At 64.5% G+C, this 24,512-nt stretch carries 22 protein-coding genes; 6 read left to right on the top strand and 16 right to left on the bottom strand.

Going from position 1 to position 24,512, the window contains the following annotated elements; all coding sequences use genetic code 11:
* Positions 1-4: 4 nt before the first annotated feature.
* From ACCQ01_RS11885 to cmk, 6 genes are all read right to left on the bottom strand, one after another.
* Positions 5-1,021 (bottom strand): MraY family glycosyltransferase, encoded by a 1,017-nt coding sequence (locus ACCQ01_RS11885; RefSeq protein ID WP_228432744.1) that lies wholly within the window; start codon positions 1,019-1,021, stop codon positions 5-7.
* Positions 979-2,157, bottom strand: a complete 1,179-nt coding sequence (gene lapB, locus ACCQ01_RS11880; protein WP_011269674.1) for a lipopolysaccharide assembly protein LapB — start codon at positions 2,155-2,157, stop codon at positions 979-981. The genes ACCQ01_RS11885 and lapB overlap by 43 nt, the downstream gene beginning before the upstream one ends.
* 6 nt (positions 2,158-2,163) lie before the next feature.
* Positions 2,164-2,469, bottom strand: a complete 306-nt coding sequence (locus tag ACCQ01_RS11875) for a lipopolysaccharide assembly protein LapA domain-containing protein (RefSeq protein WP_012438205.1) — start codon at positions 2,467-2,469, stop codon at positions 2,164-2,166.
* A 66-nt stretch (positions 2,470-2,535) separates the two neighbouring features.
* Positions 2,536-2,847 (bottom strand): integration host factor subunit beta, encoded by a 312-nt coding sequence (locus ACCQ01_RS11870; RefSeq protein WP_011037339.1) that lies wholly within the window; start codon positions 2,845-2,847, stop codon positions 2,536-2,538.
* Positions 2,848-2,938: 91 nt separating this feature from the next.
* On the bottom strand, positions 2,939-4,618 hold the full coding sequence (gene rpsA, locus ACCQ01_RS11865; protein ID WP_011037340.1) for a 30S ribosomal protein S1: 1,680 nt from the start codon (positions 4,616-4,618) through the stop codon (positions 2,939-2,941).
* A 184-nt stretch (positions 4,619-4,802) separates the two neighbouring features.
* Positions 4,803-5,483 carry a (d)CMP kinase gene (gene cmk, locus ACCQ01_RS11860; protein ID WP_012438204.1) on the bottom strand — a complete coding sequence of 227 codons (681 nt, stop codon included), beginning with the start codon at positions 5,481-5,483 and terminating at the stop codon, positions 4,803-4,805.
* Between the two features lie 172 nt (positions 5,484-5,655).
* Here cmk and ykgO point away from each other — a divergent pair, with 172 nt between their 5' ends.
* The 6 genes from ykgO (at position 5,656) to ACCQ01_RS11830 (ending at position 10,271) form a co-directional block, all read left to right on the top strand.
* A complete protein-coding gene (gene ykgO / locus ACCQ01_RS11855) occupies positions 5,656-5,781 on the top strand; it encodes a type B 50S ribosomal protein L36 (RefSeq protein ID WP_005913193.1) in 126 nt (41 codons plus the stop codon).
* 202 nt (positions 5,782-5,983) lie between these two features.
* Positions 5,984-6,313 (top strand): hypothetical protein, encoded by a 330-nt coding sequence (locus ACCQ01_RS11850; protein WP_070691356.1) that lies wholly within the window; start codon positions 5,984-5,986, stop codon positions 6,311-6,313.
* A gap of 201 nt (positions 6,314-6,514) precedes the next feature.
* Entirely contained in the window at positions 6,515-7,549 is a 1,035-nt protein-coding gene (locus tag ACCQ01_RS11845; RefSeq protein WP_228432703.1) for an agmatine deiminase family protein, read from the top strand.
* A gap of 78 nt (positions 7,550-7,627) precedes the next feature.
* Entirely contained in the window at positions 7,628-8,512 is an 885-nt protein-coding gene (locus tag ACCQ01_RS11840) for a carbon-nitrogen hydrolase (protein WP_228432702.1), read from the top strand.
* A gap of 6 nt (positions 8,513-8,518) precedes the next feature.
* Entirely contained in the window at positions 8,519-9,046 is a 528-nt protein-coding gene (locus tag ACCQ01_RS11835; protein ID WP_228432701.1) for a GNAT family N-acetyltransferase, read from the top strand.
* A gap of 4 nt (positions 9,047-9,050) precedes the next feature.
* The gene (locus ACCQ01_RS11830) at positions 9,051-10,271 is read left to right on the top strand and encodes a TraB/GumN family protein (RefSeq protein ID WP_228432700.1); all 1,221 of its coding nucleotides are present in this window, start codon (positions 9,051-9,053) and stop codon (positions 10,269-10,271) included.
* 144 nt (positions 10,272-10,415) lie between these two features.
* Here the strand turns inward: ACCQ01_RS11830 and ACCQ01_RS11825 are convergent, their stop codons facing one another.
* The 10 genes from ACCQ01_RS11825 to ACCQ01_RS11780 form a co-directional block, all read right to left on the bottom strand.
* Positions 10,416-11,285 carry an endonuclease/exonuclease/phosphatase family protein gene (locus tag ACCQ01_RS11825; protein WP_372358898.1) on the bottom strand — a complete coding sequence of 290 codons (870 nt, stop codon included), beginning with the start codon at positions 11,283-11,285 and terminating at the stop codon, positions 10,416-10,418.
* A gap of 65 nt (positions 11,286-11,350) precedes the next feature.
* Positions 11,351-14,485 (bottom strand): discoidin domain-containing protein, encoded by a 3,135-nt coding sequence (locus ACCQ01_RS11820; protein ID WP_228432698.1) that lies wholly within the window; start codon positions 14,483-14,485, stop codon positions 11,351-11,353.
* A gap of 26 nt (positions 14,486-14,511) precedes the next feature.
* Positions 14,512-15,348, bottom strand: coding sequence for a carbohydrate ABC transporter permease (locus ACCQ01_RS11815; RefSeq protein WP_012438197.1), 837 nt, complete (start codon positions 15,346-15,348; stop codon positions 14,512-14,514).
* A complete protein-coding gene (locus ACCQ01_RS11810) occupies positions 15,345-16,229 on the bottom strand; it encodes a carbohydrate ABC transporter permease (RefSeq protein ID WP_228419322.1) in 885 nt (294 codons plus the stop codon). Before ACCQ01_RS11810 ends, ACCQ01_RS11815 begins: the two co-directional genes overlap by 4 nt.
* Entirely contained in the window at positions 16,226-17,572 is a 1,347-nt protein-coding gene (locus tag ACCQ01_RS11805) for a sugar ABC transporter substrate-binding protein (RefSeq protein ID WP_103701268.1), read from the bottom strand. The genes ACCQ01_RS11810 and ACCQ01_RS11805 overlap by 4 nt, the downstream gene beginning before the upstream one ends.
* 3 nt (positions 17,573-17,575) lie before the next feature.
* Positions 17,576-19,213, bottom strand: a complete 1,638-nt coding sequence (locus ACCQ01_RS11800) for a glucoamylase family protein (protein WP_011037352.1) — start codon at positions 19,211-19,213, stop codon at positions 17,576-17,578.
* 103 nt (positions 19,214-19,316) lie between these two features.
* Positions 19,317-22,295, bottom strand: coding sequence for a TonB-dependent receptor (locus tag ACCQ01_RS11795; protein ID WP_228432697.1), 2,979 nt, complete (start codon positions 22,293-22,295; stop codon positions 19,317-19,319).
* 106 nt (positions 22,296-22,401) lie between these two features.
* Positions 22,402-23,424: a LacI family DNA-binding transcriptional regulator gene (locus ACCQ01_RS11790; protein ID WP_050911454.1), complete on the bottom strand. Its 1,023-nt coding sequence runs from the start codon at positions 23,422-23,424 to the stop codon at positions 22,402-22,404.
* A gap of 474 nt (positions 23,425-23,898) precedes the next feature.
* Positions 23,899-24,168 carry a BolA family protein gene (locus ACCQ01_RS11785; protein ID WP_070691336.1) on the bottom strand — a complete coding sequence of 90 codons (270 nt, stop codon included), beginning with the start codon at positions 24,166-24,168 and terminating at the stop codon, positions 23,899-23,901.
* Positions 24,165-24,464, bottom strand: a complete 300-nt coding sequence (locus tag ACCQ01_RS11780; protein ID WP_042599254.1) for a YciI family protein — start codon at positions 24,462-24,464, stop codon at positions 24,165-24,167. Before ACCQ01_RS11780 ends, ACCQ01_RS11785 begins: the two co-directional genes overlap by 4 nt.
* Between the last annotated feature and the right edge of the window lie 48 nt (positions 24,465-24,512).

The following is a 24,512-nucleotide window of genomic DNA, read 5'->3' as shown; positions in this document are numbered from 1 at the left end:
TTACTCAAGAATTGCGCAATCCATGGCGCAGAAGTTGCCAGATCGCCGTTGCGCCGATGCCCCATGCCACCGCATCAGCCATGAGCCACCCGCGCGAATCGGTACGAATTATGACAAACAAGCAAACAGCGATGACACTGAAAGCGAAGTAAACCGTGGTCACCGGCACATGATTGGTCAGCAGTCGTGCCAGGCGTTGATAGACGTGCGAGGCGTGAGGCTCCCACCAGCGCTGTCCGGAAAGCATGCGAGACAGCAGCGTGAAGCCGGCGTCGACAAGAAATGCAGTCAACGGGAACCACACGATCCACCAACTCACCTGCCCCGCTCCCACTGACAAAGCTAGGAGCCCGGCCAGCACATAACCGAGTGCCCCGCTGCCGCCATCGCCCAGGAAGATGCGCGCGCGTGGAAAGTTGAATGGGAGAAATCCAAGACATGCCGCTGTCAGTGCCCATCCAGCCCACGAAAGGTTGCCTGGGACGACAAGCGCGAACGCGGCACCCGCAAGTGCGGCCTGACTGGAAGCCAGCCCGTTGATGCCATCCATGAAATTCCAGACATTGATCAGCACCACCGACGCAAACACCGTGAGGATCCCATCCAGCGGTTGCCCTGTATGGCGTACCACCAGCAGGCCAAGCGACACCGAGGCGAGGGCATGGATCGCAAAGCGCAGTTTGGCCGACAGCGGCCGGTGGTCGTCCCACCAGCCCACGCCCGCAACCAGGAATAAGCCTGCAGCGAACCAGGCAATCGACAGGCGCGCGGTAGGCCATACCAACGAGGCCACCAGGCATCCCGTCACGAGCGCAACGACAATGGCCATGCCGCCACCGCGCGGGGTAGCCACGGTATGGCTGCGCCGTTCGCCGGGATGGTCGAGCAGGCGCCGATGCAACGCATAGCGCCGCAGCCCCCAGGTTCCCAGCGCTGCGATCAGCAGATGCAGCGCGCACCACAGCCAGAGCGGCGGCACTAGACCACCGCGTAGTTCAGCAGCGGCTTGACGGTTCCCCATTCCTTGCAGCTGGGGCATTGCCAGTGATGGGTCTTGGCGCCGAACCCGCAGCGGGTGCAGCGATAGCTGGGATTGCGCACCAGCAATTGGTCGGTGATGTGCTTGAGATCCTGCAAGGTACCGACCGGGTCGCTGCCTTCGGCGAGCGTCAGATCGATCAATGCAGACTCGCCGCGTACCGAGGGGCGATCCTTGAGTTGACGGCCCAGATATGCCAGGGCCGGCGCCACGCCGTCCTGCGCTTCCATCAACTGGGTCAGGGCCAGCACCGGCGCAATGCCGCGATAGTGCTCGGTCATCTCCGACAGGAAATTGCGCGCGCCGGCGATGTCGCCCACCCTGCGGTAGGCCGCCATCAGTGCGGGAATGATTTCCGGCAGGTATTCCGGATCGTGCCGCGCGGCACGCTCGAACGCGCGGACAGCCGCCTCGTCGTGACCGCGCTCGGCCTCGATCCGACCTTCCAGAATGCCGGCGCGCACCGAGGTGCCGTCAGCCTGGTAAGCCCGTGCGATGGCCTGCAGCGCTTCGTCTGGCTTACCGACGCCACGGTAGCGATCGGCCAGCTCACATTCGAACTGCGAGATCAGCTTGCCCATCGGCTCGCCGGTGACTTCTTCGTAGCGAGTGGCGTTGTCGATCGCCTTTTCCCAGTCACGCTCGGCCTGGTAGATGCCGATCAGATGGCGCAACGCCTGCGGCGCGCGCTGGTCCAGCTGCGCCAGCTCGGTGAACACGGTTTCGGCGCGATCCAGCAGGCCGGACTTCATGTAGTCCTCGCCCAGTGCCAGCAAGGCCTGGACACGCTGCTGATCGGTCAGATCGGCGCGCTGCACCAGTCCTTGGTGCAGGCGGATCGCGCGGTCCACTTCACCGCGGCGGCGGAACAGATGCCCCAACGCGACCTGGGTCTCGAAGGTTTCCTTGTCCAGTTCGGCGATATGCAGAAACAGTTCGATGGCCTTGTCCGGCTGCTCGTTGAGCAGATAGTTCAGACCACGGAAGTAGGTGCTGGACAGACGGCTGACCTGGGTGTCGCCGTGGCGCTGGCCACCGCGCCGGCCAACGATCCAGCCGCCAAGCGCGGCGATCGGCAGAAACAGGAAGAACCAGAACCATTCGGTCAGGAAGTCCATACGTACTTACAGTCCATCAAGCGGGCGCGGCTCGACGGCGACAGGTGCAACTGGCCTGGCGTCGGCGCGACTGACCGCGGCAGCCTTGTTGGCCTGGCGCAGCTTGGAATAGAGGGGAATGACCACACTGACCAGCACCATGCCGGCGCCGATCAACACACCGACCAACAGCGCGACGATGATCGCGATCCCGGAGGTCGTGTGCACACTGGAGAACAGGAAGTCGAGCGTGACGTCCTGGGAATTGACCGCGCCAATGATCAGACCAACCAGCAGGAAGGCCAACATCACCAGCAAGCGAAACACCTTCATGGCGGAACTCCGTCGGGAAGGCGCCTAGCTTAACCGAGCGGACATCAACGCAGCAGCACCACGGACTTAGTCCGCCGCATCCACCATGTCGACCGGCACCACCGAGCTCACGCGCTCGCGCAGCTCCTTGCCGGGTTTGAAATGCGGAACATGCTTGCCAGGCAGCGCGACCGATTCACCGGTCTTCGGGTTGCGGCCCAGGCGTGGCGGGCGGTAATGCAGCGAGAAGCTGCCAAACCCGCGGATTTCGATCCGATCACCATCGGACAAGGCCTGCCCCATCATTTCCAGCAGCGACTTGACCGCCAGATCCACATCGTCCGACTTCAGATGCGCTTGGCGTCGCGCCAGGATTTCGATCAATTCGGACTTGGTCATGGGAAGACTTGCTTTTTTCGACTGACACATCGGAATCGGCCCGGGCAAGCCCGGGCCGATCCATCACGCTCTCAGAAAGAGCGCTACGCGCTTACTCGGACTTGTTGCTGTTCAACTGCGCGCGCAGCAGCGCACCCAGCTGAGTCGTGCCGCCCGACGCGGACTGGTATTCCTCCAGCACTTCGCGCATTTCGGCATCGTCCTTGGCCTTGATCGACAGCTGCAGGGTACGGCCCTTGCGGTCCATGCCCACGAACTTGGCTTCGATCTTGTCGCCAACCTTCAGGTGCTGGGTGGCATCGTCGACGCGCTCGTTGGCGATGTCGCGTGCAGCGACGTAGCCTTCGATGCCATCGGCCAGGTCGATCGTGGCGCCCTTGGCATCCACTTCACGCACCACGCCTTCGACCTTCGAACCCTTCGGGTTGGACGCCATGTACTGACCGAACGGATCCTGCTCCAGCTGCTTGACGCCCAGGCTGATGCGCTCACGTTCCGGATCGACTGCCAGCACAACGGCTTCCAGCGTGTCGCCCTTCTTGTAGTTGCGCACGACATCTTCGCCGGTGGTGTTCCAGCTGATGTCGGACAGGTGCACCAGACCGTCGATGCCGCCGTCCAGACCGATGAAGATGCCGAAGTCGGTGATCGACTTGATCTGACCGGACACCTTGTCGTTCTTCTTGTGGGTCGCAGCGAAGGTTTCCCACGGATTGGCGGCAACCTGCTTCATGCCCAGCGAGATGCGGCGACGCTCTTCATCGACGTCCAGCACCATCACTTCGACTTCGTCACCGACCTGCACAACCTTGGACGGGTTGACGTTCTTGTTGGTCCAATCCATCTCGGACACGTGCACCAGACCTTCGACGCCCGGCTCGATCTCGACGAATGCGCCGTAATCGGTGACGTTGGAGACCTTGCCGAACACGCGGCTGTTGGCCGGGTAACGACGTGCGATGTTGTCCCACGGATCTTCGCCCAGCTGCTTCAGGCCGAGGCTGACGCGGTTACGCTCGCGATCGAACTTCAGCACGCGCACGTCCAGCTCGTCGCCGACGTTCACGACTTCGGACGGATGGCGCACGCGCTTCCAGGCCATGTCGGTGATGTGCAGCAGGCCGTCGATACCGCCCAGGTCCACGAATGCACCGTAGTCGGTCAGGTTCTTGACGACACCCTTCAGGATCGCGCCTTCCTGCAGCTTGTCCATCAGCTGCTCGCGCTCTTCCGAATGCTCGCTCTCGACCACTGCACGGCGGGACACGACCACGTTGTTGCGCTTGCGGTCCAGCTTGATCAGCTTGAACTCAAGCTCCTTGCCTTCCAGGTAGGCCGGGTCGCGCACCGGGCGCACATCCACCAGCGAACCAGGCAGGAACGCGCGAACATCCTTGATGTCCACGGTGAAACCACCCTTGACCTTGCCGCTGATGCGGCCGGTGATGGTTTCGTTCTTTTCCAACGCTTCTTCCAGCTCGTCCCACACCATCGCGCGCTTGGCCTTCTCGCGCGACAACACGGTTTCGCCGAAGCCGTTTTCGATGGAGTCGAGGGCAACCTTGACCTGGTCGCCAACGCCGACATCGATTTCGCCAGCGTCGTTACGGAACTGCTCGATCGGCACGATGCCTTCGGACTTCAGGCCAGCGTTGATCACCACCACGTCGCCGCGGACTTCCACGACGGTACCGGTGACAATGGAGCCCGGCTTCAGCTTCGCCAGATTGGCTTGGCTGGCTTCGAACAGTTCGGCAAAAGATTCTGTCATTTGGAGTTTACTCAGTTGAACACACGGGCGTTGATCGTCGCCTAGCGACCGATACGTACCGCCCAGCCTGTTTGACCCCGGCACCGCGGGTCGGTTGTGAAGTAATAGAACCGCCACGCGGGATGCGCGACGGAGCCTTTGGAACGCCTTACGGTCGGCGGGACGTGCCCGCTGGCTGCAACATTTACGGCGTGCGGGAGTCCAACAGCCCCACCACACGCTGGACGACATCTTCGATCCCGATCCCGCTGGTATCGATCAGCACGGCGTCTTCGGCCGGCCGCAATGGCGCCACCACCCGCTGCGCATCACGGGCATCACGGGCCATGATCTCGCGCAGCAGGTCGTCAAAGATAACCGAAACACCCTTTTCCATCAACTGTTTATGGCGACGGCCCGCACGTTCTTCGGCACTGGCGGTCAGGAAGACCTTGAATGCGGCATCCGGGAAGATGACCGTGCCCATGTCGCGGCCATCGGCGACCAGGCCCGGCGGCTGGCGGAACGCGCGCTGGCGCTCCTTCAGGGCCGAGCGCACCTCCGGGATGGCGGCGATCGCCGAAGCCAGCGCGCCGGTGGTTTCCAGGCGCAACTCGCCGGTGGCGTCCACGCCGTTGACCAGCACCCGCAGGCCGGCCTCGCCCGCTTCATCGAACTCGACCTTGGTGTCGAAGGTGCAACGCACCAGCGCGGCCGGGTCGGACACATCCAGGTCGGCCCAGCTCGCCGCCACGCCCACCGCACGGTAAAGTGCGCCCGAATCGAGGTAATGCCAGCCCAGCCGGGCGGCGACGATCCGGCTGACGGTTCCCTTGCCGGCGCCGGAGGGTCCATCGATGGTGAGCACGGGTGACAGGTCGGTCATTCAGGTTTCCGGAAGGTCATCAGGCGGTAGTGTAGCGCCGCTCGCAGCCATTCGGATGCAACCACTTGAAAGCACGACGAAAAGCCGGTTAGAATTGCCGGCTTAATTCCGGGTGCACCCTCGATCGCGGGCACTCTTCCATCGAATCCAACCGTTTACGCCGAGGTGTGCCATGAAAGTCCTGTCCTCCCTGAAGTCTGCGAAGACCCGTCACCGCGACTGCAAGGTGGTCCGCCGCCGCGGCAAGGTCTTCGTGATCTGCAAGTCGAACCCGCGCTTCAAGGCCCGTCAGCGCTAAGCCGACGCCTTGCGCAGCAAGACCCGAGAAAGCCGCCTCCGGGCGGTTTTTTCTTGGCTGATGTCCGCACGATGCTGCACCCATTCGCATCCGCCTGCATGACAGGCCCGGCCGGCTACGCTCACCGGGGCGTGCACCAGCTTTTGCGATGCTTTTTTGCTGTAATCACCGTTCGAATCTTGTCCACTGGGGAGTAGATGACATGCGCAACCGTCTGTTTGTAGGGTCACTGATGGCATTGATGGGGATCAGTGCCGGTGCTTATGCCGAAACGCTGCTGGTTGATCGCGCGCAGCAGAAACCTGCCGCCGCCCTGCCCTTGCGTGGCGACAGCATGAGCCAGGTGGAAGGCCGCTACGGTGCGCCGCAGGAAAAGCTGGACCCGCGCGGCGGCCAGAAGCGTCAATGGCCGACCATCCATCGCTGGGTGTATCCCGCCTTCACGGTGTACTTCGAAAAGAGCAAGGTGATCGACGTGGTGGCCAATCAGGCCGACGCCGACGAGATCGGCCCGAAACCGCCGATCCGCTGAGTACCACGTCCGCAACATCAGGCGCGGCGCGCATGCGTGCCGCCGCGCTGCTTGACACAGCCGGGGCGTACAACGCTCCGGTGCAGCCACCGAGCACTGCCGCCTAAGTGGCATGAGCGGACTGCAAGCCTTCGCACCTGGGTGCGGAGATGGCCCACCGCCGGGGCGTTGCCCCAGGCATCAGATGAGTAAGTGACCGGCATGACCGACAGCGTTCGTTTTCCTGCGGAGTGGGAATCCCAATCCGCCATCCTGATTGCCTGGCCACATGCCGGCACCGACTGGGCCGAGCGCCTGGCCGAGGTGGAAGACACCTATATTGCCCTGGTCACCGCGATCACCCGCTTCCAGCCGGCGATAATCTGCGTGGCCGACGATGACCTGCAGATCTATGCCGAAGCCCGCCTGCGTTCGGCGCGTGTGGAAATGGCACAGGTGCGCTTCGTGGTCGCCGCCTACAACGACACTTGGTTGCGCGATTCGGGCCCTATCACCCTGCGCCATGGCGACGGCTTCCGGCTGATGGATTTCCGCTTTACCGGCTGGGGTGGCAAGTTCGAGGCGAGCCTGGACGATCAACTGGTTAGCAGCCTTGATGCAGCCAGCGTCTTCGTGCCCGCCGGGGTGCAGACGGTCGACTTTGCGCTGGAAGGCGGCGCGATCGAAACCGATGGCGCCGGCACCTTGCTGACCACTTGGAAGTGCCTGCACGAGCGGCACCCGCAGCGCTCGCGCGACTCCCTCAGCAGCGACCTGGCGACGTGGCTGGCGCAGGATCGCGTGCTGTGGCTGGACCACGGCTATCTGGAAGGTGATGACACCGACGCGCATATCGATACGCTGGCGCGCTTTGCCGGCCCGGATGCGATCGTCTACCAGGGCTGCGACGTACCGAGCGATTCCCACTACGCCGAGCTGCAGGCAATGGGCGAAGAACTGGCTGCGCTGCGCAAGGCTGATGGGCAGCCGTATCGCCTGTTCGTGCTGCCGTGGGCAGAGCCGATCCTGGACCAGGGCCGGCGCCTTGCGGCGTCGTACGCCAATTTTTTGATCGTCAACGGTGCGGTGCTGATGCCGGCCTATGGCGACGACGCCGATGCTGCGGCGCAGGCGGTGCTGGCCGACGCGTTTCCGCAGCACCAGATCGTGCCGGTGCCATGCCGCCCGCTGATCTGGCAGAACGGCAGCCTGCATTGTCTGACCATGCAGTTGCCTGCCGGCCTGCTGGCCGCCTGACCCGTATTGTTCCGGCCGGCAGGCCAGCGTTCCACCATGGCGCGCTACCCTGTGCGCCACCTAGCAGGACGAGTAGCCATGACCCGACATCTCCTTCCCGTCGCGCTGATCCAGGAGCGCAACCACGGCGACGCCGAGGCCAATCTGGCCGTCATCGAGTCGCGCGTGGCCGAAGCCGCCGCACAGGGCGCCAAGCTGGTGCTGCTGCAGGAACTGCACAACGGCGCGTATTTCTGCCAGCACGAATCGGTAGACGTGTTCGATCTGGCCGAGCCGATTCCCGGCCCCAGCACCGAGCGCCTGGGCGCGCTGGCAAAGCAGCATGGCGTGGTGATCGTGGCCTCGTTGTTCGAGCGCCGCGCCGCCGGCCTGTACCACAACACCGCCGTGGTGCTGGAAGTCGACGGCCGTTTGCTTGGCAAGTACCGCAAGATGCATATCCCCGACGACCCGGGCTTCTACGAGAAGTTCTACTTCACCCCGGGCGATCTGGGCTTTACGCCGGTGGATACGTCGGTCGGCCGGCTCGGCGTGTTGGTGTGCTGGGACCAGTGGTACCCGGAAGCGGCGCGCCTGATGGCGCTGGCCGGTGCCGAACTGCTGCTCTACCCCACCGCGATCGGCTGGGATCCGGACGATGCGCAGGCCGAACAGGAACGCCAGCGCGATGCGTGGGTGCTGAGCCATCGCGGCCATGCGGTGGCCAACGGCGTGCCGGTGCTGTCGTGCAACCGTGTCGGTCACGAGCCGTCGCCGATCGGTGCTTCGGGCATCCAGTTCTGGGGCAATAGCCACGTGCTGGGGCCGCAGGGCGAATTCATTGCCGAAGCCGGGCAGGATCCGACCATCCTGGTGTGCGATGTGGACCTGCAGCGCAGCGAGCATGTGCGGCGCATCTGGCCGTTCCTGCGCGATCGCCGCATCGACGCGTATGGCGACCTGCTCAAGCGTTACATCGACTGACCGCGCATGCCCGTCGAGCTGCGTGAGGTCCGCGACGCGGACATCCCGGCGATCACCGCGATCTACGCGGAGCAGATCGCCGGGTGCAACACCTACGAATACGTCGCGCCGTCGGCCGAGCAGATGCGCGGCCGCGTGCGTGCCATCGTGGACGCCGGTTATCCGTATCTGGTGGCCGAACGCGATGGCGCGGTGGTCGGGTACGCCTATGCAAGCAGCTACCGCGCACGCGCCGGCTATCGCTGGACGGTGGAAAATTCGATTTATCTGGCCGCTGCCGCGCAAGGATGTGGCATCGGCTCGCAGTTGCTTGGCGCCTTGATTGCCGTCTGCGAGCAGCGCGGCTACCGGCAGATGATTGCCGTGATCGGCGATGCCACCAACCAGGCGTCACTGCGCCTGCATGAACGTTTTGAGTTTCGTACGGTCGGAGTCTTCAACGGACTGGGCCGCAAGCATGGCCGCTGGTTGGACGCGGTGCAGATGCAGCGCCCGCTCGGCTCCGGTCACACCGCCCCTCCTTCCGATGAATGACCCCATGACCGAAATCACCCCCGTGCTGCAGGACGATGCGCTGTCCGGCCAGCCGCACCGCATCGTCGAACGCGACGGTGTGCGCTACACCCTGCTCGGCACCGCGCATGTCTCGCTGGCAAGCGTGGCCGCGGTGCAGCGGGCGATCGGCAGCGGCCGGTACGACGCGGTGGCCGTGGAGCTGGACGCGCAGCGCCTGCAGGCGCTCAGCGACCCCGATGCCCTCGCCCGCCTGGATCTGGTGCAGGTGATCCGCAAGGGTCGCGTGGCGTTGTTCGCCGCCAACCTGGCATTGGCCGCCTACCAACGGCGCCTGGCCAAGCAATTGGGCATCGAGCCGGGTGCGGAGCTGAAGGAAGCGGTGAACCTGGCACGTGCGCAGGGCCTGCCGGTGCATCTGATCGACCGCGAAGTGGGCCTGACCTTCAAACGTGCCTCCGGGCGGTTGGGCTTCTTCGGCAAGATGAAGCTGGCCGGTGGCCTGCTGGCGGGGCTGTTCGCCGCTGACGAAGTGGGCGAAGAAGAGATCGAAAAGCTCAAGCAAGGCGACATGCTGGAGGCCAGCTTCGGTGACTTCGCCAGCGAAAGCCCGGAGCTGTACGAGACGGTGATTGCCGAGCGCGATCGGTACATGGCCACGCGGCTGCGCGAAGAAGCCAGCCCCACCCAGCGCGAGGTGCTGGCCGTGGTCGGCGCCGGCCATCTTGCCGGGCTCGCCCGCCATCTTGCGCAGGACACCGATGCGCCCGGCCCGCTGCGCGAGTCGCTGGAATACGTGCAGCAGCGCAAGCGTGTTCCCTGGATCACGCTGGGCATGCTGACGGTGATCATTGCCGGGATCGGGATCGGGTTCTGGCGCGGCGGCATGTCGATGGGTGCGGACCTGCTGCTGCAATGGGCGATGTACACCGGCGGCCTGGCAGCGCTGGGCTGCCTGTTGGCCGGCAGCCATCCACTGAGCATTCTCACCGCCGCGGTGGTGGCACCGTTCAAGCCGTTCCGGCTGAGCGTGCCGACCGGCGCGTTCGCCGCCTTGGTCGAAGTGCATATGCGCAAGCCGGCGTATGGCGACTTCCTCACCCTGCGCGACGATGCACAGACCTTGCGTGGCTGGTACCGCAACCGCGTGTCGCGGGCGGTGCTCACCTTCCTGCTGACCAACCTGGGCAGCGGCGCGGGCGTGTGGCTGGCCGGTGTGCAGATTTTTCAGCGGCTGCATGGGTGAGTTGGGGGAGCGCGGTCGCCGCATCGGCAGTTGATGCGGTCCTGCCGTTGTAGGAGCCCACCTGGGCGCGATGGTGACTTGCGCGATTGACGGCTGGAATGGGCAGCCTGATCGCGCCCAGCTACGCTCCTACGACGAGGGCTGCTACGGGGCGGCAGCCGTTTCCGGCGCGAACTGCAGGCGTACCCAGACCCCGTAATGGTCCGAGGCCCAGCGGCCTTCGGCATACGGGGTGTCGAACAGGATGCGCGCCTCGCGTGCGAGCAGGCGGTTCTGCTGGAAGAACACGTGATCGATGCGCGCGGGTTTATCGAACACATGCAGGTTCAAGGTGCTGACAGTTGCATCGCTGTTGCGGTGCACGCTGCCATAGCTGTCGCCATAGCCCTTGCGTAGCGCTTCCAGATCCAGGGTATCGGCCGCGGTGTTGAAATCACCGGCGATGACCACCGGCGCCTGGTTGCTGTTGGAGGCGATGAAGTCCAGCAAGTCGGCCACCTGGCGGGTGCGGGTCGCCGCACCGCGCGCGTCGGACCGCTCGTTGAGATGCGTCACGTAGACGTTGACCGGCTGGCCATCCATATCAACCTGCAGATGCGCGGCCACGCGGTAATCGTCCAGCGGTTGCAGCGGGCGCTGATGCTGGGCCAGCACGCGGCGCTTGCTCAACAGCGCGTTGCCGTAGCGCTTGGGCGCGCCGGGCGGGTCGACCGATGCGAACGTGTATGCGTAGCCAAGCCGACGGGCCAGCCAGGCGGCCTGATTCTCCACACTGCCGCGGCGTTCGATGACTTCCTGCAAGGCGATCACATCCGGCGCCAGCCGTTTGAGTTCCTTGGCGATATAGGCACGGCGCGCAGGCCAGTCTTCGCGGTCGTGATGCAGGTTGAGGGTGACCAGGGTCATCTCGCGCGGGGCCGCGCTGGCGGTTTGCTGCGAGCGCGATGTTTGCCTTGCGTTCTGGACATTGGCTTGCTCCGCTTGCGCAGCGGCGCAGGACAGGGCCAGCACCATCAACGCACCGAGCCGGCCGCCGTAACGCCGCGACGTTGTTGCTCGCAACGACCGGCGCCACGTATTCATTGCGCAGCCCGTTCGGCCCGCCGCACCGCGCTTGGCACGTCGATCTGCACGGAGGCCGGCAGCTGCTGGATGCGCAACTCGCCATTCTCCCACTGCGCCGCCTCGCCATTGATGCTGGCCTTGCCCGGTTCGCCCTGATACGGCCAGGCAAACACCACGCCGCCGGGCGGCAGGATCAGGCCGGGCTGCAGCTGCAGCACCAGCTGCTTGTCGGTGCGCTGCAAGGTGTAGTTGAGGCGCCCATAGGGCGTGCGCAGCTCGGCAATGCCAATGCCCTTGCCGTCGAACCAGCGCGTTGGCGTGCCGGCGGCGATCACCAGGCTGGCGTCGGCCTCGCGCCCGTAGGCAAACATGTCCAGCACCGAGCGCACGAAGTCCGAGGCCACCCACGCATGCGGCAGGTCGCCGACGAAGAACGGCGTGCGCGGCGTACGCGAGACCACTTCGGCCCACTGATTCCAGGGCTGCGGCGCGCGGTCCTTGAAGAAGAACGCGGTGGCATCCCAGGCGCGGTCGCGCCAGCCCAGGCGCACGAATGCAGCCACGTTGCGCCATTCGTACGGCGTGTAGTCCTTCCATTCGCGCTTGCTGTCGCGGCGGTCGGTGAACTCCTTCCAGTACCGCTCGAAGGTATTGTTCAACAGCTCCGGCGGCAGACGCTGCTGCTCGCCACCGGGCGCCAGCGCGATGGTGGTGGAGGTTGCATCGAAGTCGCCCAGCTCCGCCGAACCGGGCAGGAAATCCAGCTGATGCTGGCGTACCGCCGCCGCCAGCGAGGCCGTGAGATCGCCGCTGAATTCGTCGCGGGCGGTGCTGAAGCGCGCAACCTCATCGGGCTTGTCCAGCGCACCGGCCAACATCACCGCGTCCTTGTAGCCGCGCAGCGCCCAGAAGTTGTCCCAATAGGAATGCACCGGCTTGGCCGAGTAGCCTTCGTGGCTGATCGACACCGGCATCATTCCGTAGAAAGCCGGGTTACGCATGAAGTTATCTTCGGTGCGCTCGCTGGCGCGCAGCTTTTCCATGTAGTCGTAGGCACCGAGCACGTGCGGCCACATCTTTTCCAGGAACGGCTTGTCGCCGGTATAACGGTAGTACTCGGCGACGTTGAAGATCAGCTCGCCATGGCTGTCGTTCTCCGGCACCGGGTCGCTGCCACGGTCGTCCACGCAGCACGGCACCATGCCGTCGGCAAATTGATACGGCGCAAACCAGCCGACGTAGTCACGCACGACGTCTTCGCGCCCGAGCCGCAGCAGGCCTTCGGAAATCATGGCGCCGTCGCGGATCCAGCTGCGCGAATACGAGCGCGTGCCCGGCTGCAGACGCGGGCCGATGCGCGAGATCAGCATGTGCGCTAACGCGGTACGCAGCGTATCGACAACCGGCTTGCCTTCGGCCGGCACGCTGATGCGCACGCGATCGAGCTTGCCGCGCCACTGCTGGGCCACTTGCTGCTGCGCCTTGTCGGCATCGAAGCCGGCCGGCAGCTGCGCGCTGCCGGTCTGCGGAATGACCAGCGCAACCTCGCGGCTCTGGCCCGGCTCCAGCTTCCAGCGATATACCAGCACGCCCGAGGCCAGCCCGGTTTCGTCCTTGACCTGCGTGGTTGTGGGCAGCGTCGCGGCGGTGAGATGGGTGACATCCATGCCGCTGTCGAAGGCGCTGGCGAAGGCGGCATCCGGCCGCTGCGCGGCGAACACGCGCGGCTTGCCGTTGACGTTGACCTGCGCCCCGTCCACCGACAACTGCTCGATGCGGCTGATGCCGCCCAGGGTGTTGAGGAACTGCGCCGGCGGGTTGACCTGGAACGGCCGTACCGCCAACGCGAGGGTGAACTCGCGCGCGTCCTTGCCGGTGTTACGCAACTGATAGCGCGCGACCAGCTGTGCCTGATCAGGGGTGCCCTGCACGAAGCCGGTGATGCGCAAGTTCATCAGGTCGTGGTGCCAGTCGACGCTGGGGATTGGCAGATAGTCGTCCTGCAGACTTTGTTCGCTGCTGACATCCGCCCAGCGCAACAGCTTGCCGCCGACACTGACGAACGGCTCCACGCTGAAACCGCCCTTGCCCACTTCCACCGCGCCGTCTTCGCCGATCAGGCCTTGCTCGGTGCCGCCGTCCAGGCCGAGGATGGTCCAGTACGGCTGCTCGCCGGAAAACCCGCGTGGAAAGTTGCCACGCGGCGATTGCGCCGCCAGCGATTTGATGAAGTCATTCGGCGTCGCGGCGAAGGCCAGCGGCTGCAGTTGCACTTCCTTGATGCCATAGCGCCAGTTGGGACCATCCTTGAGATCGAAACGCAGGTAGCGCGCCTCGGTATCGGGCAAGGCCAGCCAGTCGGTGCCGCCGGCGCCGGCGGTGACCGTGCGCAGGTCGCGCCAGCTACGCCCGTCGCTGGACGACCGCACCACGTACTGCGATGCCTGCAGGCCCGGCACCCACTGCACGATGGCACCGCCGAACTCGCGCACCTTGCCCAGGTCCAGGGTCACCGTCTGCTGTTTGACTGCGCCGCTGAGCCAGAAGGTGTCCGGCTTGCCATCGGCCAGACGCTGCTCCAGCGCCGGTGCGGTGTCGGTAATGGCCTCGGCCTTCAACGGCGAGGTGTCTTCCGGCGGCAACGGGGTCAGGGTCAGGCGGTCGAAGCACACCGAGCCCTTGCCACCGACCTTGTTGTAGATAGTGAACTCGACATCGGCACTGCTGCGCAGCTGCTTGTCCGCACCCGGGCCCCAGGCCTTTTCGATGTTGCGCTTGCGGTAGTTGAAGGTGGTCCAGGTCTTGGGGAAATTGAAGCCCGGCCGGTTGATCCACCACACGTTGTCGCCGCTGGCATCGATCAGCTTGACCTGCAGATCGTTGGACGGCGACTCGCCGCGTAGCGCAAAGCCAATGCGGTAGTTGTCCGGATACTCGATCGGCAGGCTGCGGCGGATGCCGACATAGCCAGACACGCCGTTGAAGTTGTAGTCCAGGCACAAGGCGTGGCCACCGGAGGTGGTTGCTACCGGGCGCAGCGAGCCGCTGACCTGGTTGGAGACCACCAACCGCCACGCGGCGATGTCGTTGAATCCGTCGAGCACGCGCTCCTGCGCCTGTGCCGCACCCGCGGTGGCAACAGCGGCCATGGCAAACAGTCGCAGGAAAATTGGCTTCACCCCTTCACACTCCCCAGCAGAAGACCTTGGATGTAGTAACGCTGCAGCGCCAGGAACAATAGCAGCACCGGAATCACCGTCACCACCGCGCCGGCCATCATCAATTCCACATCCATGATGTGCTCGCGCGACAATGCGGCCAGCGCCACCGGCAAGGTGTATTGCTCCTGGTCGGTCAGCACGATCAGCGGCCACATGAAGTCGTTCCAGGAGCCCATGAAAGTGAAGATGGTCAAGGTGACCAGCACCGGCTTGAGCATCGGCAGCACGATCTGGAAGAAGATCCGCATCTCGCTGGCGCCATCGATGCGCGCCGCTTCAATTAGCTCGTCGGGAATGCTGCGCGCGTACTGGCGCACCAGAAAAATACCGAACACGGTGGCCAGTGCCGGCACCACCACCCCGCCGATGTTGTTGACCAGATGCAGCTGCTTCATCAGCAGGAACAGCGGCAGCATCGCCACCTGCGCCGGGATCACCAACGCGGCCATCAGGATCTTGAAGATGCGCTCGCGGCCCACGAACTGCAGCTTGGCAAACGCATAGCCGGCCATGGTGTTGATCAGCAACGAGCCCAGCGTGATCAGGCCAGACACCATCAGGCTGTTGGCGAAGTTGCGCGCCATGCCGGTGCGGGCGAACAGCTCGTGGTAGTTGGCCAGGGTGAACGCCGACGGCAGCATCGGCGGCGGAAACCGGCTGGCCTCGCCGGTGGGCATGAACGACACAGACAGCATCCACAACAGCGGCGCCAGGCTGACCAGCGCCAGCAGCAACAACCCGCCATTGATCAGCAGGCCATTCCAGCGCGATTCGCCGACATCACGACTCATATCAGGTCCTTCTTGCGCCCGAAGCGCAGCATCACGGTGGTCACGGTCAGGATGATCAGGAACAGCAGGAACGCCACCGCCGACGCGCGGCCGAGGTTCCACCACTTGAAGCCTTCCTCGAACATGAAATACAGCACGCTCACGGTGCTTTGCAGTGGGTCGCCGCGGGTCATCACGTAGGGTTCGGCGAACAGCTGGAAATAACCGGAGATGGTGATCACACCGACCACCATCAACACCGGGCCGAGCATCGGCAAGGTGATGTGCAGGAACTGCTTCCAGCGCGAGGCACCGTCGATGCGCGCCGCCTCATACAGATCTTGCGGGATCGCCTGCAGGCCGGCCAGGAAGATCACCATGTTGTAGCCGAAGTTCTTCCACACCGCGAACAGCATGATGGTCGGCATTGCCCAGCGCGGATCACCCAGCCAGTCGATCGGGGCGATGCCCAGGTGGCTCAGGCCGAAATTCACCAGGCCGTACTTGATGTGGAACAGGTAGCGCCAGATCACCGCCACCGCCACCAGCGTGGTGACCACCGGCGCGAACAACGCGGTGCGGAACAAGGCCTTGAACCGCGAGGCCTTGGCATTGAGCAGCAGCGCCGCGCCCAGCGACACCGCGATGGACATCGGCACGCCCAGCAGCACGAAGTAGGTGGTATTCCACAGCGACTTCCAGAACAGCGGCGTCTGCAGCAGCTCGATGTAGTTGCCCAGGCCAACGAAGCGCAGATGGCTGCTGTCGGCCAGTGCGTACAGGTCGAAGTCGGTGACGCTGAGCACCAGCGCGGCAAACACCGGCAAGCCGAAGAACATGCCCAGCACCAGGATCGACGGCGCGGCGAAGACCCAGCCGGCCACGGAGTTGCGCTTCATCATCGGGCAGCTCCTTCAGCCGCTGCGTTCGCCGGCGCGGGCGTCGGCGTGGCCGGTGCGGCCGCCGGGCCGACATGCCCGCCTTCCTGTTCGTAGATCCAGCGGCGCTTGGCCAGAATCTCGTCCACGCGTTTGTCCAGTTCCTGCACGGCGTCCTCGTGCGATTGCCCGCCACGCACCACGCGCTCGGTCACCAGGCGCATCTCCTGCACGATGCGCTCCCACTCCAGCACCTTCGGCGTGGCCTTGACCCGCTCGAGCTGGTCGCCGAAGGCATGCGCAAGCTCGTCATTGGCCAGCGACGGCAACTTCCAGGTGCTGCGGCGCGGCGGCAGGTCGCCGATGATGGCGTGGAAGCGCGCCTGCACGGTCGGCTGGGACAGATATTCGATCAGCTTCCAGGCGGCGTCCTTGTGCTGGGACGACTTGAAGATCACCAGGCTGGAGCCACCCGCAATGCCGGCGCCCAGGCCGTTGGGGCCCGGCAACGGCGCGGTGCCCCACTTGCCTTCCATGCCCGGCGGCTGGCGCAGCTTGAACTCGCGCACGTTCCAGGGCCCAGACAGGTAGAACGCGTAGTAGCCGTTGAAGAATTCGTACCAGACGTTGGAAACCTGGGTCTCGGAGACCTTGGGTGCCCAACCCTTCTGGTACATGGTGTCGTAGAAGCCCAGCGCCTTGCGGAAGCCTTCGCCCCGGAAGTTGCCGTAGTTATCGTGGTCGCGCAGCAGGCGGTCGTCCTGCTGCAGCGCAAACGACAGCTGCTGCTCGAACTCGTTGAGCGGCATCAGGATCGCGTAGCGGTCCGGGCCGACATGGCGCTTGATCGCCGCCATCACCTGCTCCATCTCCGCCCAGGTCTTGGGCATCTCGGTATAGCCGGCTTCGCGCAGCAAATCCTTGCGATAGAACAACAGGCGCGTGTCCACGTACCACGGCACCCCGTACAAGGTGCCGTCGACCAGATTGGTGTCCCACACGCCGGGGAAGTAGTCCTTGGGATCGACGATGCTCGAGCGCGCCACATACGGCTGCATCGGCTCCAGCGTGTCCAGCAGGGCAAATTCCGGCAGCCAGGTGTTGCCGAGCTGGCACACATCCGGCAGCCCATCGGCGGCGAAGGCGGTGAGCAGTTTTTCGTGCGCGGCCGTCATCGGGATGTTCTGCACATCCACCTTGATGCCGGGATTCTGCTGCTCGAACTCATCCACCAGCTCGGCCACCACCTCCGCTTCCTTGCCCATCGCCCAGAAGCGCACGGTGGTCTGGCCCTGCTCGGAACGTTCACATCCCGCCGCACCCAGACATAGTGCGGCGGCCATCATCATCAGTTTCAAAAGGCGCACGGATTACTCGGGTTTGGGGCGTTGCGAGGAGTGTTGCCGCTGCGACGGATCCTGCTGCGCCTGGGCAGCGGCGGCACGCGATTCGGCCATGCCCAGCGCGCGCGCCGCGGCGGCCTGCTCGTCCTTCTTGGGCAGCGGCTGCGGCTCGCCGTCGGGCGTGAGCCAGCCACCGGTGAAGCCGGCGCGTTCCAGGCCGGTACGGATGTAGGCGTTCTTCTTCATCACGTTCCAGACGAATTCGTTCTGGTAGTTGGCGATCATCGCCAGGATCGGGCCCTGGTCGATGGCGATGTAGTCGCTGGCCACCCAGCCACGGTCCGGCACCATGCGCCCGGTCTTCAGCGGAATGTCGTAGTTGAAGCTGGGGTTGAACGAATCCAGGAACCCATAGCTCGAATACAGGAAGTCGCCATAGCGCTTGTGCATTTCTTCGGTGGCCGGAATCACCACCTCCGGTGCGAACACGATCGAGGAGATCGCCGCGGTTGGCGCGATGGTGCCGTCGTCGAAGTTCTCGCGCAGGCCGGCGCCGCGTGAAGAGTAATGGCGGAACTGGCGCTGCTCGCCGCGGTATTCCTGGCTGGTGTTCTGCGGGCCGTCGCCGGCGGTGAGACCCCAGACGTTTTCGCCGTAGTCCTTCCACTTCATCGGGTTATCGATGGCGTAGTCGCGCTGGGCCAGCGTGGCGCGGCGGCTGTTGAGGAAGTAGTCGATGCCGCGCTCGCGCATGTACTGGTCCTGGATATCGCGGAAGTCGATCCAGACATGGCTGTACTGGTGGCCAAACATCGGGCCGAAGGACAGGTATTCCTGGCCCTGGTAGACGCCCCAGTCGTTGTTGTAGGTGCGGGTCCAGACCGTCCACGCATCCGGCTCCACGCCGTGCGTGGGCGAGCCGAGCGCCAGGATGTACAGCATCATGGCTTCGTTGTAGCCCATCCAGTCGTGGTCGATGAAGCCGCTCTCGGGGAACCAACCCATCGAGATCAGCGGCGCCCGCTGCTGCAGCCAGCGCCAGTCCACACGTTTGTACAGCGTGTCGGCGATCTGGCGGATTTCCTTTTCGCGCGGGTCGTCACCGTCGTAGTACGACTGGGTGAACAGCACGCCCATCATCAGCAGCGCGGTATCCACGCTCGACAGCTCGACCCAGCTGTCATAGCGGTTGCCCTGCTGCATATCCAGAAAGTGATAGTAAAAGCCCTTGTAGCCGGCCTTACCGGTCCGCTGCGGCCCCATCGGCGCATCGCGGAAGAATTTGAGGGTGGTCAAGGTGCGGTCGATCGCCTGATTGCGGCTGACCCAGCCGTTCTCGATACCGATCGGATACGCGGTGAGCGCAAAGCCCACCGAGGCGATGCTGGCGAACGGACGCGAGGGAAACCGGTCCGGCGACAGCCCATTGAGTTCGTTGGTGGTGTCCCAAAAAAACTGGAAGGTGCGGCGTTCGATATCGGAAAACAGCGGCGGCAGCGGCGGCTTGACCGGCTTGGGCGGAATCTGTGCTTCCACCAGGATCACTTTCACGGGTGCCTTCTTTTCAGCCACCTTGGGCTCCTCGGCCTGTTTGCAGGACGCCAGCAACAGCGCCCCCACCATCAGTGGAACTGCCAGCCAACGCGATGTCTTACCCCTGTTCATCCGCCCCCCACTCGTGTAATCGATTACATCTCGCACGCAAACCTACCCTATCCGGGCGCCGACTTCGACCGTCCTGGCACCTGCCAGGACGGTCGCGTGCTCCTTACCAGTTCAGACCGAAGGCCAGACGGAAGGTGCGCATCGGCGATGCCAGCACGCCGGTTGGCGTGCCGTATGCCGTGTTCAAGTCACCGAGTGTCCCGGTCTCGCCGTTAAGGTTGGCGTAGTTCACCCAATTGAACACGTTGAGGATATCCGCACGGACGTTGAATTTGACACCGCCACCGGTATCCCATTCTTTATTGGCTGCAATGCTGAACTCCTTGTAGCCCAGCGTGCCGTCCGGCTTGAACTGCACGATGTAGCACTGGTCGTTGCCGGCCAGACAGTTCTGCCCGTAGCGCGCGGTCTGGCTGGCCAGCGAAAGCTTGCCGGACAGCTTGATCTCATACGGCAGCTCGTAGATGCCGGTTACGACCAGACGGTTCTTGGCAATACCACCGGCCTCGCGCCAGCCGTAGTCTTCGACGCGCTCGCGGTCCAGTGCGTAGTGCTCGCCGAACTGGCGGTTCTCCTTGGCATCGGAGAAGGTGTAGGCCACGGTTAGACCCCAGCCGGATTCTTCGTCGTAGGGCTTCTCGATCTGCAACGCGAGCTGGTTGTTGCGGGTTTCCACACCATTGGTGCCGAGCACAATGGCGCTATAGCCGTCCGGGCCGTCGTTCGGCGAACCGGAGGTGGTGCCCGGCTGGAAGAACGAGCCATCGGGCAGCCGGTTGCCGCGCACGAAGGCGAAGCCGTCATGGCTTTCGATCCGGCTCAGGGTCACGTCGGTGAACCAGTCCTGGCCCCACAGCGGCACCATGTTGCGCATGCCGATGCTGAATTGGTCGGAGTACGGGGTCTTGATGTTGTTGTCGATCAGGTAGACCTCGCGACCACCGCCGCCGGCGCTGTTGGCGGTGAGGGTGTTCAGGCCTTCCTGCGTGCTGTAGGCCGGGTTCCAGGCGGTGCACGGGTCGCCCAGGCAGGCCGGGTTGTTGGCACTGGTGAAGTAGTAGCTATACGAATTGAACGAGTTGTTGAGCTGCTCGAGCGCCAGGTAGTCGAAGATGTTGCGGTCATAGGCACGCCCGGCACCGCCGTAGATCACGTGGGCCTGGTCGCCGAACAGGTCGTACGAGGCACCCAGGCGTGGCTGCCAGGCGTTCTTGAACGCCTTGCGGTTGTTGCCGGTGCTGATGAAGTTGTTGATGTTGTAGTTGGCGTTCTGCAGGTTGGGCCAGTTCTGCAGCGCACCGGCCACATCCGACGGGGTCACGAAGTCCAGGAACGCCGGGCTTTCTTCATAGTCGTAGCGCACGCCCAGGTTCAAGGTCCAGTGTTCGTTGACCTCCCAGTCGTCCTGCAGGTAGATGCCGTACTGCTTGTTCTTGGACACCACCGAGCCGCCGCCTTCGGTCAACGGCGCACCAAAGCGCACCCGGTACGGCGTTTCGACATCGGAGAGGATGTTGTAGTAGTACTGCGGGTTGGCCGGGTTGAACTGGGTGGAATCCAGATCGATGCTCTTGAACTTCACGCCCATCTTGACGGTGTGCGCGCCATGCCATTCCAGGCTGTTCAAGGTCAGGTCGTCCTGGAAGGTCCAGCCCTTCTGGCCCTTGCGCTGGAAGCTGCTGCCGGCGCCGGCAGCGAGCACGTCGGTCTCGTTGCCACGGTTGGGCGTGTAGCTGAGCACGTAGCCCGTGCCGTCGTTGAGCGGCGCCTGGTTCCAGAACGCGCTTTCATAGCTGAGGTTGGCTTCGTTGAGGAAGTTGACACCGCTGTACTGCCAACGCAGGTTGGCGCGCTTTTCTTCCTGGCCGTTGACGCTGCCGTGCTCGAAGGTCGAGGTCTGGCCGACGTCGTTGAGCTCGTCTTCCTTGCGGTACTTGCCAGTCAGCTCGAACAGGTTGTTGTCGCCAATGGTCCAGTCGATCTTGCCGAAGTACAGGTCTTCCTTGAACGGGGTGCTGTAGGTAGCCACCAGCGGCTGCAGCTGCGCCGGCAGCTGGTCGATGCGGTCCGAGTAGATCGAGCCGGGGATCACCACGTTGGGGGTGGTGTATTCCTTGGCTTCATAGGCAATGAAGAAATGTGCCTTGTCCTTGAGGATCGGGCCGCTGAAGGTCGCACCGTACTGGGTTTCCTCGAAGTCGTCGCGCACGCCGGCCTTCTTCTCCAGCGGGCTCTCTTCGCGCCAGCCATCGTTGCTGGTATCCCAGAAGAAGCTGCCATGGAAATCGTTGGTGCCGGACTTGGACGAGGCCACGATGGCGGCGCCGCTGACCTGGTCGAACTCGGCCTTGTAGTTGGAGGTGATGACCTTGTATTCGCCGATCGCCGACTGCGGGAACGGGTTGCCACGGCTGGAATCCTGGCCACTGACGCCGCCGGTCAACACGTAGTTCTTCTGGCTGACGCCATCGATGTAGACGTTGGTGCCTTCGGCCGAAGTGGCGCCCGAGCGCACCTTGGTGGTGCCGTTTGCTTCACGGGTGAACTGCACGTTCGGCACGGTGTCGGCCAGCTCCAGGAAGTTGCGCGTGGCACGCGGCAGGTTCTGGATCTGCACGTTGGAAATATAGGTGGCGTTCTCGGAGGTGCGCGTCTCCACCAGCACCGGCGGCGCCTTGACCTGCACCGCGTCCAGCGTGGTGGCGTTACCACCTTCGGCCGTGGCCGGCTCGCCGCCGACGCCCAGGTTCAAGGTGGCGGTCTGGCCGACCTGCACGGTGACGTTCTGCGAGGTGGTCTGCCCATTGGCAGTGACATCCAGGCGGTACGAACCAGGCGGAAGGCCGCCAACCGAATAGCCGCCATTGGTGACCTGCACGGTGCGGGTCAGGCCGGTGGCGAGATTGGTGGCGGTGACCTGGGCCTGGGCAGCAGGTGCGGAGTCGACCGTGACCTGGCCGCGGATGGTCGCAGCGGTGCTCTGCGCGAACGCGGGCGCGGCGCCCAGCAACAGGCAGCTGGCCAGGGCGCAGCTGAGCAGCTTGCGCGCCGGGCTGGCGGAATGGGGGTGATGGTGGCTCATTGGTCCCTCCAGGGATCGATATCTTGTTGTTGTGGGCACTAAGGTCTTGCAGGAACAACCGCTGCGGGGGAGGCAACGGGAGCGGACAGGACGTCCGCGAAAAGGGTCAGGCGCCGGGCTCGCCGGCACCGCAGGACGCACGCACCACCAGCTCCGGGGTGAGCAACTGGCGGATGCCGTCGTCGTGGCCGGGCTGGTCCACCAGCCGCATCAGCCGTGTCATCGCCTGCTCGCCAAGGCGCGCAATGCTGACCCGCATTGTGGTCAGCGCCGGGTGCACGAAGCGCGCCAGCGGGATGTCGTCAAACCCGGCCAGCGCCACGTCGTCGGGCACCGACACATCCGCCTGGGCGAAGGCGTACAGGCAGCCGAGCGCGGTCATGTCATTGGCAGCGAAGACCGCATCGGGCAGATCCCCGGCGGCCAGCATGGCAAGGCCGGCACGATGGCCGGAGGCTTCGTCGAAGTCGCCAGCGAATTCGAGCCCCTCCGCTCCGCCCGCATGGCCGGCGATCGCGTCACGGAAGCCGCGCAAGCGCTCGCGCGCATCGAAGTTCAGCGCCGGCCCGCCGATGAAGGCGATGCGGCGGTGCCCGGCAGCAAGCAGGTGCTCGGTCATCGCCATCGCACCGGCGTGGTCGTCGATGCTCAGCACCGGGTAGTCGGCGCCCGGTAGATGCGCGTTGATCAGGACGGTGGGCAGTGCCTGCGGCAGGTTGTCGGTCAGAAAACCCGGCTGCTCCGCATACGGGGACAACACCAGCAGGCCATCCACGCGGCCGCGCATGGAACGCAGCGCCCTGCCCTGGGCTTCGGGATCGCCGTGGTAGCTGGAGACCAGCAGATGCTGGCCGGCCGCACGCGCCGCCCCATCGATGCCGCGAATCAGTTCGGAAAAGAACTCGCCGTACAGATCAGGCAGCACCACACCCAGGGTCTGGGTGCGCCGGCTGCTGAGGCTGCGTGCCGCCGCATGCGGGCTGTAACGCAGCCGTTCGGCTACGTCCAGGACCACCTGGCGCACCGGCCCGGCGACGTTGTCATGCCCATTGAGCGCCCGCGACACCGTGGCAACGGAGACGCGTGCTTCTCGAGCGACATCTTTGATGGTGACCGCACCTTTGGCCATTCGGGTCGCCCTCCGCGACCGACTTCCCAAAATCTGGCGCGGACTGTAAGCGTTTTCATACGGGGGCGTAAACCCCTGTGAATGGGCTTGTGAAAACGCTTACAGATCAAGCATCTAGAAGTGATGGATACGTGAATAAGTATGCTGCGTCGCAACAACCCCGCAGCGATTGCTCCACAGACGAAGCGCGACGCCGGTCTCGTTGGCGCCACGGGATGACGCCGCGACTGACGCATGGACAGCAGCGGACAGGTCAGTGTTTGCAGGCATCGCGCGGGGCCAGCAGCGCCTTGATTCGCTTGGGCAAAGCCGCAAGTCGTGCGCGCTTGGCGAGCGTCAGCCTGACCACCCGCTTGGTGATCAGGCAGCTGCAGCCCCGCTCTTGGAGATCACAAGAAAGCTGCAACCAGCATGCTCCTGCACCGCAATCGCTTCCGGCCAACCCGGCAGAACCGGATTGACCGGACGGTCGCCCTACCCGGACTCACCAGGCGCCAGCGCCTCGATCGAGAGTGCATGGATATCGGTCTGCATCATCTCGCCCACCGCGGCGTACACCGCACGGTGCCGCGCCAGTGGCGCCTTGCCGGCGAACACACTGCTGACCACGCGCACATTGAAGTGCCCACGCCCATCTTGCGCGCCGGCATGCCCGGCATGGCGATGACTGTCGTCGACCACCTCCAGTTCGACGGGTGCCAGCGCGGCCTGCAGCGCGGCGCGGATGCGGTCGACCCGGCTCATGGCAGCACCCGCCGGAACGGGCGGACGTCGACCCGCGTATACACCCCGGCCGCCACATACGGGTCGGCATCGGCCCACGCGCGCGCCGCCTCCAGTGAAGCGAACTCGGCAATCACCACGCTGCCGCTGAAGCCGGCCGGGCCCGGGTCCTCGGCGTCGATTGCCGGGCATGGGCCGGCGACCAACAGCCGCCCTTCTGCCGTAAGTGCCTGCAGGCGCTGCAGATGCGCCGGTCGCGCCTGCTGCCGTGCCGCCAGGGCATCGGCCCGGTCATAGCCTTCGATTACGTACCACACACGCCACCTCGCCCACATCGGAAGATCACCCCGCCAATTCTAGCCGCG

Source organism: Xanthomonas sp. NCPPB 4037, assembly GCF_041475695.2.
Classification (GTDB): domain Bacteria; phylum Pseudomonadota; class Gammaproteobacteria; order Xanthomonadales; family Xanthomonadaceae; genus Xanthomonas; species Xanthomonas campestris.
This window is presented reverse-complemented; position numbering and strand designations above follow the sequence as displayed.

Coding starts and splice junctions, on each gene's coding strand:
- ACCQ01_RS11840 (WP_228432702.1), top strand. CDS start 7,628: ATGACCCGACATCTCCTTCCCGTCGCGCTGATCCAGGAGCGCAACCAC.
- ACCQ01_RS11830 (WP_228432700.1), top strand. CDS start 9,051: ATGACCGAAATCACCCCCGTGCTGCAGGACGATGCGCTGTCCGGCCAG.
- ACCQ01_RS11825 (WP_372358898.1), bottom strand. CDS start 11,285: ATGGTGCTGGCCCTGTCCTGCGCCGCTGCGCAAGCGGAGCAAGCCAAT.
- ACCQ01_RS11870 (WP_011037339.1), bottom strand. CDS start 2,847: ATGACCAAGTCCGAATTGATCGAAATCCTGGCGCGACGCCAAGCGCAT.
- ACCQ01_RS11795 (WP_228432697.1), bottom strand. CDS start 22,295: ATGAGCCACCATCACCCCCATTCCGCCAGCCCGGCGCGCAAGCTGCTC.
- ACCQ01_RS11875 (WP_012438205.1), bottom strand. CDS start 2,469: ATGAAGGTGTTTCGCTTGCTGGTGATGTTGGCCTTCCTGCTGGTTGGT.
- rpsA (WP_011037340.1), bottom strand. CDS start 4,618: ATGACAGAATCTTTTGCCGAACTGTTCGAAGCCAGCCAAGCCAATCTG.
- ACCQ01_RS11800 (WP_011037352.1), bottom strand. CDS start 19,213: ATGAACAGGGGTAAGACATCGCGTTGGCTGGCAGTTCCACTGATGGTG.
- ACCQ01_RS11850 (WP_070691356.1), top strand. CDS start 5,984: ATGCGCAACCGTCTGTTTGTAGGGTCACTGATGGCATTGATGGGGATC.
- ACCQ01_RS11790 (WP_050911454.1), bottom strand. CDS start 23,424: ATGGCCAAAGGTGCGGTCACCATCAAAGATGTCGCTCGAGAAGCACGC.
- ACCQ01_RS11835 (WP_228432701.1), top strand. CDS start 8,519: ATGCCCGTCGAGCTGCGTGAGGTCCGCGACGCGGACATCCCGGCGATC.
- ACCQ01_RS11810 (WP_228419322.1), bottom strand. CDS start 16,229: ATGATGAAGCGCAACTCCGTGGCCGGCTGGGTCTTCGCCGCGCCGTCG.
- ACCQ01_RS11820 (WP_228432698.1), bottom strand. CDS start 14,485: ATGGCCGCTGTTGCCACCGCGGGTGCGGCACAGGCGCAGGAGCGCGTG.
- ACCQ01_RS11845 (WP_228432703.1), top strand. CDS start 6,515: ATGACCGACAGCGTTCGTTTTCCTGCGGAGTGGGAATCCCAATCCGCC.
- lapB (WP_011269674.1), bottom strand. CDS start 2,157: ATGGACTTCCTGACCGAATGGTTCTGGTTCTTCCTGTTTCTGCCGATC.
- ACCQ01_RS11785 (WP_070691336.1), bottom strand. CDS start 24,168: ATGAGCCGGGTCGACCGCATCCGCGCCGCGCTGCAGGCCGCGCTGGCA.
- ACCQ01_RS11815 (WP_012438197.1), bottom strand. CDS start 15,348: ATGAGTCGTGATGTCGGCGAATCGCGCTGGAATGGCCTGCTGATCAAT.
- ykgO (WP_005913193.1), top strand. CDS start 5,656: ATGAAAGTCCTGTCCTCCCTGAAGTCTGCGAAGACCCGTCACCGCGAC.
- cmk (WP_012438204.1), bottom strand. CDS start 5,483: ATGACCGACCTGTCACCCGTGCTCACCATCGATGGACCCTCCGGCGCC.
- ACCQ01_RS11885 (WP_228432744.1), bottom strand. CDS start 1,021: ATGGGGAACCGTCAAGCCGCTGCTGAACTACGCGGTGGTCTAGTGCCG.